The organism is Bacillus sp. FSL M8-0166, from assembly GCF_038008825.1.
Lineage (GTDB): Bacteria > Bacillota > Bacilli > Bacillales > Bacillaceae > Bacillus > Bacillus safensis.
Genome location: NZ_JBBOZZ010000001.1, coordinates 2,700,922 through 2,714,241, shown reverse-complemented (window position 1 = coordinate 2,714,241; position 13,320 = coordinate 2,700,922). Strand labels below are relative to the sequence as shown.

The window sequence follows — 13,320 nt, the reverse complement described above, 5'->3', positions numbered from 1 at the left end:
GTGCAAGACGATACCAACAGGATATGAGCCTGATTGTGGAGTGAAAAGCATGCAATTTCAAATAGGAGATATGGTGACGAGGGCATCCTATCAAATGGATATTATGTTTCGAATCATTCGAATTGATGAGACAGATCAGCACGAAGCCACTGCCATATTGCATGGGAATGAAGTGAGGCTGATTGCTGATGCTAAGATGTCGGATCTCGTCTTGATTCAAAAAGAGGAGCAGCTGACAAGGGAAAAGGACGACGAACGAAAAATTAACGAATCGCTCGACCTACTAAGACAGGATTATCAGCTGCTGCGTGAAAAACAAGAGTATTATACATCTGGACAATATCAGCATCAGGAGCAGTATTTTCACATGCCTGGAAAGGTCCTTCATCTAGATGGAGATGCTTCATACTTAAAGAAATGCTTAGACGTATATGAACGAATAGGTGTGCCTGTGTACGGAGTGCATTGTCAAGAGAAGAAAATGCCAAGCGTGATCGATTCGTTACTTGATCAATATCGGCCTGATATTTTAGTCATTACAGGGCATGATGCGTATTCCAAGCAAAAGGGCGGCGTAAATGATATCGGTGCCTATCGCCATTCTCGTCATTTCGTTGAAACGGTTCAAAAAGCAAGAAAGAAAATTCCTCATTTAGATCAACTTGTGATCTTTGCAGGCGCCTGTCAATCTCATTTCGAATCATTGATCCAAGCAGGTGCCAATTTTGCAAGCTCACCTTCACGTGTGAACATTCATGCGCTCGATCCCGTGTATATCGTTGCGAAGATCAGCTTCACTCCATTTGTAGATCGAATCAATGTGTGGGATGTGCTTCGTAATACATTAACAAGAGAAAAAGGCCTTGGGGGCATCGAGACGAAGGGTGTTTTAAGGGTAGGTATGCCATATAAAAAAGACCATGAATCGACATAACCCGACTGATTTCAGTCTGGTTTTTTTTATGTTCAAAAAGAAATTTCAAATGGATACATAATTCACCGGAATTTGAGAAAAATAGGGAGGAGAAAAGGTAGAAGTTTGTCAAAATTATTTTGTTGACAATGGCTCGTGTTGGTTGATATAATTTAATTTTTATTTGACAAAAATGGGCCGTTGTTGTATAATTATCTCAGTGAGGTGGATGCAATGGCGAAGACTTTGTCCGACATCAAAAGATCGCTTGATGGTAACTTAGGTAAACGTTTGACGTTAAAGGCTAACGGAGGCCGTCGTAAAACAATTGAGCGTTCGGGCATTTTAGCTGAAACGTACCCTTCTGTATTTGTGATTCAATTAGATCAAGATGAGAATTCGTTTGAAAGAGTTTCTTACAGTTATGCAGATATACTGACTGAGACGGTCGAATTAACGTTCGATGATGCCGCTAGCTCAGTCGCCTATTAATGGGCAGTGAACTTCTTGTTTACTGCTTTTTGTTTTGCCCTTTTTTCTGAATGGGAGTCTGTCCATTTTTTGAAAGGGGTAAAAGAAAGGATTCGATACAAAATAAGAAAGCCACAAAAGCAGTGGCACTGATTCGAATTCTCGACTAAAGGGGCTGTTTCGTTTGGGTAGACGCCGAGGCATTATGTCAGATGAGTTCAAATACGAGCTGGCGAAGGATCTTGGATTTTATGATACCGTCAAAAATGGAGGCTGGGGAGAGATTCGTGCGCGTGACGCAGGTAATATGGTCAAACGTGCCATCGAATTAGCTCAGCAGCACATGGCTCAGGATGAGAATCAACGATAGAAAAATGGTCAGGGATACCTCGGGTGTCTCTGGCTTTTTTTGTTGAAAAAGTCAGTGTGCTGGGCGTAAAAGCCAATATTCATCAGATCCATCAAATGTGATACAATATTGATACTTATGTTTAGATGGAGAAGTAGGTGAAATGTTTGCGTATTTTAGAAAAAGCACCGGCAAAAATTAATCTCTCACTTGATGTTCATGGAAAAAGACCGGATGGATATCACGAAGTGGAGATGGTGATGACAACAATAGACCTTGCAGATCGACTTGAGCTGACGGAGCTGGACAAAGACGAAATCCGTGTATCATCTCATAATCGATTTGTGCCAGATGATCAGCGTAACTTGGCTTATCAAGCGGCTAAATTACTCAAAACAAGGTTCGGTATTCAAAAAGGAGTATCAATTGTCATCACAAAAGCAATTCCTGTTGCAGCAGGTTTAGCTGGAGGCAGCAGTGATGCTGCAGCAGCGCTTCGCGGTTTAAACCGTTTGTGGAAGTTAAATCTCACGTTAGATGAACTCGCTGAGCTTGGAGCGGAGATCGGCTCAGATGTGTCTTTTTGTGTACACGGAGGCACAGCACTAGCGACAGGACGTGGAGAGAAACTGAAGCATATCGCGACACCGCCGCATTGCTGGGTGATTTTAGCGAAGCCGGTGATTGGGGTATCTACAGCTGAAGTTTATAGACAATATGACGCAAGCAAAGTAGGACACCCAAATGTACAGCGTATGATTGAAGCCATTGAGGCGAAAGATTATAAAGAGATGTGCGGCTCACTCGGTAACGTTCTGGAGTCTGTGACATTAAAGATGTATCCGGAAGTAGATATGATCAAAAGACAGATGAAGCGTTTCGGTGCTGATGCTGTATTAATGAGTGGAAGCGGCCCAACTGTGTTTGGCTTGATTCAATATGAATCGAAGGTACAAAGAATATATAACGGACTGAGAGGATTTTGTGATCAAGTATACGCTGTCCGCATGATCGGCGAACAAAATGCCCTTGATTAAATCCGTATATTAAGTTATATTATTCATAAATTATTCGGGTTCTGGGGGTAAGTTCATGAAGTTTCGTCGAAGCGGCAGATTGGTGGACTTAACAAATTATTTGTTAGCCCACCCGCACGTACTAGTACCGTTAACTTTTTTTGCAGAACGTTATCAATCTGCAAAGTCCTCCATTAGTGAAGACTTAACGATTATCAAACAGACCTTCGAACAGCAGGGAATAGGCACATTGCTTACTGTACCTGGCGCTGCTGGCGGAGTGAAATATATTCCAAAAATACACCTAAAAGAAGCAGATGACGTAGTAAACGATATCGGAGAGGCATTATCAACTCCTGAACGTGTACTTCCTGGCGGTTATTTATATTTAACCGATGTTTTAGGCAATCCATCGATTCTTGCGAAAATCGGTAAGCTGTTTGCGACCATCTTTGCGGACCGTGCGATTGATGTCGTCATGACCGTTGCGACAAAAGGTATTCCGATTGCCTATTCTGTTGCGGGTTATTTAAATGTGCCTGTTGTGATCGTTAGAAAAGATAATAAGGTAACCGAAGGATCAACTGTCAGTATTAATTATGCGTCAGGTTCTTCTAACCGAATTCAAACCATGTCCCTTGCAAAGCGCAGCTTAGATAAAGGCTCCAATGTGTTGATCATTGATGACTTTATGAAAGCGGGCGGAACCATTAACGGCATGATGAATTTGCTTGAGGAATTTAATGCAAATGTTGCAGGGATCGGTGTTCTTTTAGAAGATGAAGGCGTAGATGAACGTCTTGTCGATGAATATGTCTCGTTGTTAAAGCTTTCAACCATTAATATGAAGCAAAAAATCATTGAGATCAATGAAGGCAATTTCCACGAGTTTTTTCATTCGAAAGCGTAAGCTTTGATTAAACATGTATTTGAATGGGAGAGATTGATATGACAAAAGTTGTTCAAACCAAACATGCACCAGCAGCCATTGGACCTTACTCTCAAGGAATTATTGTCAATAACATGTTTTACAGCTCAGGGCAGATTCCATTAACCCCAGCTGGAGATTTTGTCAATGGAGATATTAAAGAACAAACACATCAAGTGTTCCGTAATCTTGAGGCTGTACTTGAAGCAGCAGGTGCTTCCTTTGAAACAGTCGTGAAAGCAACTGTTTTCATCAAAGATATGGAACAATTCGCTGAAGTGAATGAAGTGTACGGTGAGTATTTCCATACACATAAGCCAGCTCGTTCATGTGTGGAAGTGGCAAGACTTCCAAAGGATGCGCTTGTAGAAATAGAAGTAGTTGCATTAGTAAAATAAACAGGCACTCTCAATGAAAGCCGTTTGGTTTCATCATATGCAGGAAAAGACATCATCATGATGTCTTTTTTCATGCTGAGAATGTAAGCGTCGTCACCAATATGACAAATAATGTATAAATATCCCGATATTTCAAAAAAAGTTTAAAAAAAGAGCAGGAGAATCACCACGATCGTTGAATACCTAAGTAATGCTTTTATATTGGGAAAAGGTGGTGAACTACTGTGGAAGTTACTGACGTAAGATTACGCCGCGTGAATACCGATGGTCGCATGAGGGCGATTGCATCCATCACGCTGGACCACGAATTTGTTGTTCATGATATTCGTGTGATTGATGGAAACAATGGGTTGTTTGTTGCAATGCCTAGCAAACGCACGCCTGATGGAGAGTTTCGCGATATTGCACATCCAATTAATTCAAGCACTCGGGGTAAAATCCAAGATGCTGTATTAAATGAATATCATCGCTTAGGCGAAGAGGAAGAAACAATTGAATATGAAGAAGCTGGAGCTTCTTAATCATACGTGAACCTAAAAAGACAGCTTTAAGAGAAAATGAATGTTTTCTTTTAAATGCTGTCTTTTTTGCGTTCTTTCTCTTGTTTCTTATGTGTTTCATCTGTTAGAAAATTATTGTACTTCCTTATGTATCCTTGAAATCAGTCCTTATTTAGGATATATTTTTCTATGGATAATAGGGATATTGGAGGCCAATCAATGGATAAGCGGTTCGCAGTGATTTTAGCAGCGGGAAAAGGAACGAGAATGAAGTCGAAGCTATATAAAGTACTTCATCCAGTTTGCGGAAAGCCAATGGTCGAGCATGTGGCAGATGAAGCGTTAAAGCTTTCTTTAGCCAAGCTAGTGACGATTGTCGGTCATGGAGCAGAGGACGTTAAAGAGCAGCTTGGAGACAGAAGTGAGTATGCACTTCAAGAAGAACAGCTGGGAACAGCCCATGCCGTCAAACAAGCAAAGTCGTTCCTCGCGCAGGAAAAGGGAACAACCATTGTCATTTGTGGTGATACGCCATTATTGACAGCGGAAACAATGGAAGCCATGTTAAGCGAGCATCAAAAACATCAAGCGAAAGTCACTATTTTAACAGCACATGCGGATGATCCGACAGGCTATGGCCGTATTATTCGAGACGAAACAGGTGCTGTCGTGAAAATTGTGGAGCATAAAGATGCGAACGATGCAGAGCGTCAAGTGAATGAAATTAATACAGGGACTTATTGCTTTTCAAATGAAGATCTCTTCCGTGTGATTGAGCAAGTGTCGAATGAAAATGCACAGGGTGAATACTACTTGCCAGACGTCATTGAAATTTTAAAAAATGAAGGGCAAACAGTTGCAGCTTATCAAACACCGCATTTTGAAGAAACACTTGGAGTTAATGATCGTATCGCTCTATCACAAGCAGAGCAATTCATGAAGCGACGTATTAATCATCAGCATATGAAGAATGGTGTGACCTTGATTGATCCTGAGAACACGTATATTTCGCCAGATGCTGTCATCGGTGAAGATACAATCATTTATCCTGGGACGGTCATCAAAGGGAATGTAAAAATCGGTGCAGACGCCACTATTGGGCCAAACACTGAAATTGTTGACAGCATCATCGGAGATCGAACAGTCATTAAGCAATCTGTCGTCTGCGATAGTGAGGTTGGAGTCGATGTGACAATTGGACCGTTTGCTCATATTCGCCCGTTGTCGAAAATTGGCGATGAAGTGAAAATCGGGAATTTTGTCGAAATCAAGAAAACAGTTTTCGGTGACCGCAGCAAAGCATCTCATCTAAGCTACATTGGAGACGCAGAGGTCGGAACAGATGTAAACCTTGGCTGTGGTTCCATTACAGTCAACTATGATGGGAAAAACAAATTCTTAACGAAGATTGAAGACGGCGCCTTTATTGGCTGTAATTCAAATCTCGTTGCACCAGTCACTGTCGGAAAAGGGGCATATGTTGCAGCCGGTTCAACGGTTACAGAAGATGTACCGCAGGATGCATTGTCTATTGCTAGAGCAAGACAAGTCAATAAAGAAGATTATGTGAAAAATATTCATAAAAAATAATCCAAATACCCGGAGGTTTACCATGTCTAATCGTTATGCTGATGCGAATTTAAAGATATTTTCTTTGAATTCAAACCCTGAACTTGCCAAAGAAATTGCCGATCGTATCGGAGTTGATGTAGGAAAGAGCTCTGTTAAACGCTTTAGTGACGGTGAAGTCCAAATCAATATTGAAGAAAGTATCCGCGGCTGTGATTGTTATGTCATTCAATCAACAAGTGCGCCAGTCAATGAGCATATTATGGAACTGCTCATTATGGTGGATGCGCTAAAACGCGCTTCTGCGAAAACTGTCAATATTGTGATCCCTTATTACGGATACGCACGTCAAGATCGTAAGGCAAAACCTCGTGAGCCAATCACTGCGAAGCTTTTTGCGAACTTGCTTGAAACAGCAGGTGCTACACGTGTGATTGCACTTGATCTTCATGCGCCGCAAATCCAAGGTTTCTTTGATATTCCAATCGATAATTTAATGGCTGTGCCAATCTTAACAAACTATTTCGAACAGAAGAACTTGAATGATATCGTTGTTGTGTCTCCTGACCACGGTGGTGTGACACGTGCGCGTAAAATGGCAGATCGCCTGAAAGCGCCAATCGCAATTATCGACAAACGCCGTCCAAAGCCAAACGTTGCTGAAGTCATGAACATTATTGGTAACATTGAAGGCAAAACGGCCATTCTGATCGATGATATCATTGATACAGCTGGTACCATTACACTTGCAGCAAATGCGCTAGTCGAAAATGGAGCAGCTGAAGTATATGCTTGCTGTACGCATCCAGTATTGTCTGGACCGGCAGTAGAACGCATCACAAACTCTAAAATCAAAGAATTGGTTGTCACAAACAGTATTCAATTAACTGATGATAAGAAAGTTGGAAAATTCATTCCGCTTTCAGTTGGGCCTTTGCTTGCAGAAGCCATCATCCGTGTACATGAAGAAGAATCTGTGAGCTACCTTTTCAGCTAATTTTCTGATTAAAAAGGCCCTAGGCATCAAGCTTGGGGTCTTTTTGCTATCAACATTCACGGCAAATAGGTTTAAAATGATTCGGTTATGGGTAATTATGAGAGTAGTGACAAAAAAGAAATAGGATGGTGCTGAATATGGCAACTTTAAAAGCAAATAAAAGAACTGATTTCAAACGTTCCACACTGCAAAAAATCCGTCATTCAGGACACGTTCCTGGTGTCATATACGGAAAAAATACAGACAGTCTGGCTGTTTCATTAGACAGCATCGATTTATTAAAAACCTTACGTGATGAAGGGAAGAATACAATTATCACCTTAGACGTGGGTGGTGAAACGAAATCTGTGATGGTGACAGAATTACAAACAGATCCGCTGAAAAACGAGCTTGTCCATGCTGATTTTCAAGTTGTTGACTTAAAGCGTGAAATAGACGCAGATGTACCAATACAGCTGATTGGCGAGTCTAAAGGGGTAAAAGATGGCGGTGTGCTTCAGCAGCCACTATTTGAACTATCTGTTACAGCGAAACCAAAAGATATCCCGCAGAATATTGAAGCTGATATTACAAACTTAGAAGTCAATGATGTCTTAACAGTTGCTGATCTGCCTGTTCAGTCATCTTATCAAATCAATAACGATCCAGAAGAAGTCGTTGCATCCATTCTGCCGCCTCAGCAATCAGAGGTTCCTGAGCCAGATAGCGAAGAGGAGCCGCAAGAGCCTGAGGCCATTAAAGAAAAGGATGACGATGGAGAATAACTGGTCATTTAGAGACGTAACCCTCCCGCGGTTGCGTCTTTTGTGCTAGAATGAAAAGAATTCATACGTTTTTACATGAGGCAATCTGATTGGCTCATTTTTTAGGCGTGTGCTGTGTGACAAAGGAGGTTATTGGTTTCATGATTGCATTCGTTGGATTAGGAAATCCAGGAAAAGAATATGAAAAAACAAGACATAATGTCGGGTTTATGACAATAGATGAACTATCAAAAAAATGGGACATTCCTTTAAATCAATCAAAATTCCATGGACAATTTGGAACTGGGTTTGTTTCAGGGCAAAAGGTTCTACTTGTAAAGCCGCTTACATATATGAACTTATCAGGAGAATGTGTGCGTCCGCTGATGGACTATTACGATATTCCGCTTGAACATTTGAAAGTGATCTATGATGATCTTGATTTGCCAACTGGCCGGATTCGCTTACGTACAAAAGGAAGTGCAGGCGGGCATAATGGAATCAAATCATTGATTCAGCATTTAGGTTCTCCTGAATTTGACCGATTCCGTATCGGCATTGGACGTCCTCAAAACGGAATGAAGGTCGTTGATTACGTACTAGGACGTTTCTCAGAAGAGGAACAGCCTGACATCGCATCAGCCATTCAAGCGTCTGTTGAGGCCTGTGAAGCCGCTTTAAAAAAGCCATTTTTAGAAGTGATGAATGATTTTAACAAGAAGGTATAAGAATGATAAGCAAAGCACATACTGATCATAAAATCTCAGCATGGGAGGATCACGTATGGCTTTGCATTATTACTGCCGCCACTGTGGTGTAAAGGTCGGCAGTCTAGATGAATCTGCTGTCCAAAGTGAAGCACTTGGATTTCATCACTTAACAAATGAGGAAAGAAACGATATGATTTCTTATAGGGAAAATGGTGATTTACATGTACAAACCATTTGTGAGGATTGCCAAGAGGCGCTCGAAAGAAATCCTGATTACCATCAGTATCATACTTTTATTCAATAAAAAAGCTTTGGTGTAGATATTAGACCAAAGCGTTTTTCTGTTTGAAACAAACAGGGAGGAGGAGCCAAATGAAAAACATACAATCATTTATCAAACAAAGTGATGATTTTCAGTCCATTTTTAATGGGCTAAAGGAAGGGTTAAAAGAACAGCTGCTTGCCGGACTATCAGGCTCCGTCAGATCTTTATTTACAGCCGCAATATCAGACGAACTTAAGCGGCCAATGTTTATTGTGACGCACAATCTATATCAGGCGCAGAAGGTAACAGATGATCTAGCAAGTGTGATGCCGGATCGCTCAGTTCTTCTTTATCCTGTCAATGAACTCATCGCTTCAGAAATTGCAGTGGCCAGCCCTGAGCTGAGAGCACAGCGTTTAGATGTCCTGAATCGACTTGCAAATGGAGAAAACCCCATTATCGTCACTCCCGCTGCTGCGGTGCGCAGGATGCTTCCGCCAGTAGAGCTCTGGAAGGAGAGTCAGGTCCATTTAAAGATCGGTGAAGAAATTGATTTGGAGGCGTTTTCAAAACAGCTCGTACAAATTGGTTATGACCGGACGTCAATGGTTGCTGCGCCCGGAGACTTTAGTGTGCGCGGAGGAATCATCGACATCTATGCGTTAACGGAAGATCATCCAATTCGTATTGAACTGTTTGATACAGAAATAGACTCCATTCGAACGTTTCATTCAGATACACAGCGTTCATTAGAAACACTTCAAGAAATCAAAATAGGTCCTGCAAAAGAGTTAATTGTGAGAGGGCCTGAACGAGTGAGAGCCATTGAACAGCTTGATCAAGGGCTGGCGAAGAGTTTAAAGAAATTCAACTCAGATCAGCAAAAAGAGCTGCTTCATCAAAATATTTCTGCTGACCGCGAGAAGCTGCTAGAAGGCATTGTGACACAGGAAATGACGAAGTACCTGTCCTATTTCTATGAAAAGCCTGCTAGTTTGCTAGATTATACTTCGCAGGATACGATTATTATTTTAGATGAAATCAGCAGAATTCAGGAGATGGAAGAACAGCTTGAACAGGAAGAAGCTGATTGGACAATTAGTCTGCTTGAAGAAGGCAATATTCTTCATGATTTATCCCTTTCTTTCCCGTTCCAAGAACTGATCAATCAGCAATCGAGGTCCATTCTGTACTACTCCTTGTTCTTGAGACATGTCCAGCAGACAAATCCGCAGAATATCGTCAATGTATCTAGTAAGCAAATGCAGAATTTCCACGGGCAGATGAATGTGCTGGCGAGTGAAATTGAACGCTATAAAAAACAGCAATACACGGTTGTCTTCTTAGGTGCGGATGAAGAGCGGACAGAAAAGCTGTCGTCTGTTCTGCATGATTATGACATTGAAGCCGCTCTTGCTAAACCGGACGCTGAGCTTGTAAGCGGACAGGTGTATATTTTACAAGGTGAGCTGCAAACAGGCTTTGAACTGCCGTTATCAAAAATTGCTGTGATCACAGAAGGTGAACTCTTCAAGAAACGTGTGAAAAAGCAGGCACGTAAGCAAAAGCTGACCAATGCAGAGCGAATCAAGAGCTATTCAGAGCTTCAAGTCGGCGATTATGTGGTGCACATTAACCACGGGATCGGTAAATATTTAGGAATTGAAACGCTTGAAATCGGCGGCATTCATAAGGATTATTTAAATATTCATTATCAAGGAAGCGACAAGCTTTATGTACCGGTTGAACAAATTGATCAGGTGCAGAAATATGTAGGATCAGAAGGTAAAGAACCAAAGCTGTACAAACTAGGCGGCAGCGATTGGAAACGCGTGAAGAAAAAAGTTGAAACATCTGTACAGGACATCGCAGATGATCTGATTAAGCTGTACGCAGAACGTGAGGCAAGCAAAGGATATGCCTTCTCGCCTGACCATGAGATGCAGCGCCAGTTTGAATCTGCGTTCCCTTACCAGGAAACAGATGATCAAATCCGTTCGATTCACGAAATTAAACAGGATATGGAGCGGGAGCGTCCAATGGACCGTCTGCTTTGTGGAGATGTGGGTTACGGAAAAACGGAGGTGGCCATTCGAGCGGCCTTCAAAGCCATTGCTGACGGGAAGCAGGTAGCCTTGCTAGTTCCGACAACCATCTTAGCGCAGCAGCATTTTGACACAATCATGGACCGATTCCAAGACTACCCTGTCAAAATCGCGCAGCTGAGCCGTTTTCGTACAAGAAAAGAAACAACCGAAACGTTAAAAGGGCTGAAAAACGGAACGATTGATATGGTCATCGGCACACACCGTCTTCTTTCAAAAGACATCGTCTACAAGGATTTAGGGCTGTTGATCATTGATGAGGAACAGCGTTTTGGTGTGACGCATAAAGAGAAAATTAAGCAGATGAAAGCCAATATCGACGTACTGACATTAACGGCTACGCCAATTCCGCGTACGCTTCATATGTCCATGCTTGGCGTGCGGGATTTATCGGTTATTGAAACACCGCCTGAAAACCGATTCCCTGTTCAAACCTATGTGGTCGAGTACAATGGCGCTTTAGTCAGAGAAGCGATTGAACGAGAATTAGCTCGCGGCGGTCAAGTGTACTTCCTTTACAACCGTGTTGAGGATATTGAACGAAAAGCAGATGAAATCTCCATGCTGGTCCCAGACGCAAAAGTCAGTTATGCGCACGGGAAAATGAGTGAGAACGAGCTGGAATCAGTGATGATCAATTTCCTTGAAGGTGAATCAGATGTATTGGTCAGTACCACCATCATTGAAACGGGAGTCGATATTCCAAATGTGAACACACTCATCGTCCACGATGCCGATAAAATGGGGCTTTCTCAGCTGTACCAGCTAAGAGGACGAGTCGGGCGTTCGAACCGTGTCGCTTATGCTTATTTCACGTATCGAAAAGATAAAGTTCTTTCTGAAGTTGCGGAGAAAAGACTTCAAGCCATTAAAGAATTCACAGAGCTCGGATCTGGGTTTAAAATTGCGATGCGTGATTTAACGATTCGAGGAGCAGGGAACTTACTTGGTGCTCAGCAGCATGGTTTCATTGATTCAGTTGGATTTGACCTCTATTCTCAAATGCTGAAAGAAGCCATTGAGGAAAGAAGAGGCGATACAACGGCTCAAGATAAATTCGAGCCAGAAATTGATCTGCAAATTGATGCTTACATCCCAGACACTTATATTTCGGATGGCAAGCAAAAGATTGAAATGTATAAACAGTTTAGAGCAATTGGCTCGATTGAAGAGCGGAAAGAGCTTCAGGATGAAATGATCGACCGGTTTGGTGAATATCCGCAAGAAGTGGCTGACTTGTTTACGATTGCGACAATGAAGGTGTACGCTGTCCAGGAACGTGTCGAGCTGATCAAGATGGAGAAAGGCATTGTCAGACTCACCCTTGATGAGAAAGCTAGCAGTGAAATCGACGGTCAAAAACTATTTGAGCTCGGCAGTAAATATGGACGTGAAATCGGTTTAGGAATGGAAGGCAGCAAACTGATTATTTCTGTCCAAACGAAAGGCAAGAAGACCGAGGAATGGCTTGAGGTTGTTCTTAACATGCTTCGAGGCCTTCAAGATGTGAAAAAAGAAACGATTCCATCTTCATAAAATTTTGTTTGTCTCTCGTGTATATTACGTTTGATGTGACGGATACTAAACTCAGGGTCAAGTGGTGAATGTTGCATAAAGTGGACGCTTTTGTTCCATTCACCCAACACATCATCAAACGAAAGAGAGGCAGCAGTGAATGAAAGCAACTGGAATTGTACGCCGCATCGATGATCTAGGTAGAGTGGTTATTCCGAAGGAGATTCGCAGAACATTGCGCATCCGGGAAGGAGATCCGCTTGAGATTTTCGTCGACCGCGATGGAGAAGTGATTTTGAAGAAGTATTCGCCGATTAGTGAGCTAGGAGACTTTGCGAAGGAATATGCTGATGCATTATTCGACAGTTTGGGTCATTCCATCCTGATCTGTGATCGAGATACGTATATTGCTGTATCCGGAAGTTCGAAAAAAGAGTACTTAAACAAATCCATCAGTGATTTACTTGAACGAACAATGGATCAGCGTAATTCTGTGTTAGAAGAAAGCAAAAAAGAAATTCAACTTGTTGATGGTATTGATGATGACGTATCTTCTTATACCATTGCACCTATTGTTGCAAACGGAGATCCGATTGGCGCCGTCGTCTTATTTTCTAAAGAGCGTTCAATGGGAGAAGTGGAGCATAAAGCGGCAGAAACAGCAGCTGGCTTCTTAGCCCGTCAAATGGAACATTAGGTCTAATAACTCTATATCATTTTGATAAAACGAAAGAATGCCGATGAAATCATTTGATTTTGTCGGTTTTTTATATGGGATGAAACAAAACGAGAAATGCGCCGTCTACTCCTTAGAAAAGAACGTCTTTTTCACGTATGATAT

14 protein-coding genes are annotated in these 13,320 nt (G+C 41.9%); all 14 read left to right on the top strand.

Annotated features, from left to right (window positions below):
- Positions 1 to 49 precede the first annotated feature (49 nt).
- Positions 50 to 934, top strand: coding sequence for a sporulation peptidase YabG (gene yabG / locus NSS92_RS14065; RefSeq protein WP_267588140.1), 885 nt, complete (start codon positions 50 to 52; stop codon positions 932 to 934).
- A 213-nt stretch (positions 935 to 1,147) separates the two neighbouring features.
- Complete coding sequence (gene veg, locus NSS92_RS14060) at positions 1,148 to 1,405, top strand: biofilm formation stimulator Veg (protein WP_024425637.1); 258 nt, start codon at positions 1,148 to 1,150, stop codon at positions 1,403 to 1,405.
- Positions 1,406 to 1,568: 163 nt separating this feature from the next.
- Complete coding sequence (locus NSS92_RS14055) at positions 1,569 to 1,754, top strand: small, acid-soluble spore protein, alpha/beta type (protein WP_012008653.1); 186 nt, start codon at positions 1,569 to 1,571, stop codon at positions 1,752 to 1,754.
- Positions 1,755 to 1,900: 146 nt separating this feature from the next.
- Positions 1,901 to 2,770: a 4-(cytidine 5'-diphospho)-2-C-methyl-D-erythritol kinase gene (ispE, locus tag NSS92_RS14050; protein WP_267588156.1), complete on the top strand. Its 870-nt coding sequence runs from the start codon at positions 1,901 to 1,903 to the stop codon at positions 2,768 to 2,770.
- A 55-nt stretch (positions 2,771 to 2,825) separates the two neighbouring features.
- Positions 2,826 to 3,659 (top strand): pur operon repressor, encoded by an 834-nt coding sequence (gene purR, locus NSS92_RS14045; RefSeq protein WP_340868679.1) that lies wholly within the window; start codon positions 2,826 to 2,828, stop codon positions 3,657 to 3,659.
- Positions 3,660 to 3,697: 38 nt separating this feature from the next.
- A complete protein-coding gene (gene ridA / locus NSS92_RS14040; RefSeq protein WP_024425639.1) occupies positions 3,698 to 4,075 on the top strand; it encodes a 2-iminobutanoate/2-iminopropanoate deaminase in 378 nt (125 codons plus the stop codon).
- Positions 4,076 to 4,299: 224 nt separating this feature from the next.
- Positions 4,300 to 4,596: a septation regulator SpoVG gene (spoVG, locus tag NSS92_RS14035; protein ID WP_008357439.1), complete on the top strand. Its 297-nt coding sequence runs from the start codon at positions 4,300 to 4,302 to the stop codon at positions 4,594 to 4,596.
- A 198-nt stretch (positions 4,597 to 4,794) separates the two neighbouring features.
- The gene (gene glmU, locus NSS92_RS14030; RefSeq protein WP_340868675.1) at positions 4,795 to 6,165 is read left to right on the top strand and encodes a bifunctional UDP-N-acetylglucosamine diphosphorylase/glucosamine-1-phosphate N-acetyltransferase GlmU; all 1,371 of its coding nucleotides are present in this window, start codon (positions 4,795 to 4,797) and stop codon (positions 6,163 to 6,165) included.
- A 22-nt stretch (positions 6,166 to 6,187) separates the two neighbouring features.
- Positions 6,188 to 7,141: a ribose-phosphate diphosphokinase gene (locus NSS92_RS14025; RefSeq protein WP_024425641.1), complete on the top strand. Its 954-nt coding sequence runs from the start codon at positions 6,188 to 6,190 to the stop codon at positions 7,139 to 7,141.
- A gap of 137 nt (positions 7,142 to 7,278) precedes the next feature.
- On the top strand, positions 7,279 to 7,905 hold the full coding sequence (locus NSS92_RS14020; RefSeq protein ID WP_267588142.1) for a 50S ribosomal protein L25/general stress protein Ctc: 627 nt from the start codon (positions 7,279 to 7,281) through the stop codon (positions 7,903 to 7,905).
- A gap of 140 nt (positions 7,906 to 8,045) precedes the next feature.
- Positions 8,046 to 8,612, top strand: a complete 567-nt coding sequence (pth, locus tag NSS92_RS14015; RefSeq protein ID WP_034624433.1) for an aminoacyl-tRNA hydrolase — start codon at positions 8,046 to 8,048, stop codon at positions 8,610 to 8,612.
- Positions 8,613 to 8,667: 55 nt separating this feature from the next.
- A complete protein-coding gene (locus NSS92_RS14010) occupies positions 8,668 to 8,898 on the top strand; it encodes an anti-sigma-F factor Fin family protein (protein ID WP_003217967.1) in 231 nt (76 codons plus the stop codon).
- Positions 8,899 to 8,966: 68 nt separating this feature from the next.
- Positions 8,967 to 12,500 carry a transcription-repair coupling factor gene (mfd, locus tag NSS92_RS14005; protein WP_095407538.1) on the top strand — a complete coding sequence of 1,178 codons (3,534 nt, stop codon included), beginning with the start codon at positions 8,967 to 8,969 and terminating at the stop codon, positions 12,498 to 12,500.
- Positions 12,501 to 12,639: 139 nt separating this feature from the next.
- Entirely contained in the window at positions 12,640 to 13,176 is a 537-nt protein-coding gene (gene spoVT / locus NSS92_RS14000; protein WP_034284159.1) for a stage V sporulation protein T, read from the top strand.
- Positions 13,177 to 13,320: the final 144 nt, after the last annotated feature.

What these genes read in the sequence shown, in the direction of transcription:
- yabG (WP_267588140.1), top strand. Translation starts at nt 50, where the DNA reads ATGCAATTTCAAATAGGAGATATGGTGACGAGGGCATCCTATCAAATG.
- veg (WP_024425637.1), top strand. Translation starts at nt 1,148, where the DNA reads ATGGCGAAGACTTTGTCCGACATCAAAAGATCGCTTGATGGTAACTTA.
- purR (WP_340868679.1), top strand. Translation starts at nt 2,826, where the DNA reads ATGAAGTTTCGTCGAAGCGGCAGATTGGTGGACTTAACAAATTATTTG.
- ridA (WP_024425639.1), top strand. Translation starts at nt 3,698, where the DNA reads ATGACAAAAGTTGTTCAAACCAAACATGCACCAGCAGCCATTGGACCT.
- glmU (WP_340868675.1), top strand. Translation starts at nt 4,795, where the DNA reads ATGGATAAGCGGTTCGCAGTGATTTTAGCAGCGGGAAAAGGAACGAGA.
- NSS92_RS14025 (WP_024425641.1), top strand. Translation starts at nt 6,188, where the DNA reads ATGTCTAATCGTTATGCTGATGCGAATTTAAAGATATTTTCTTTGAAT.
- NSS92_RS14020 (WP_267588142.1), top strand. Translation starts at nt 7,279, where the DNA reads ATGGCAACTTTAAAAGCAAATAAAAGAACTGATTTCAAACGTTCCACA.
- pth (WP_034624433.1), top strand. Translation starts at nt 8,046, where the DNA reads ATGATTGCATTCGTTGGATTAGGAAATCCAGGAAAAGAATATGAAAAA.
- NSS92_RS14010 (WP_003217967.1), top strand. Translation starts at nt 8,668, where the DNA reads ATGGCTTTGCATTATTACTGCCGCCACTGTGGTGTAAAGGTCGGCAGT.
- mfd (WP_095407538.1), top strand. Translation starts at nt 8,967, where the DNA reads ATGAAAAACATACAATCATTTATCAAACAAAGTGATGATTTTCAGTCC.
- spoVT (WP_034284159.1), top strand. Translation starts at nt 12,640, where the DNA reads ATGAAAGCAACTGGAATTGTACGCCGCATCGATGATCTAGGTAGAGTG.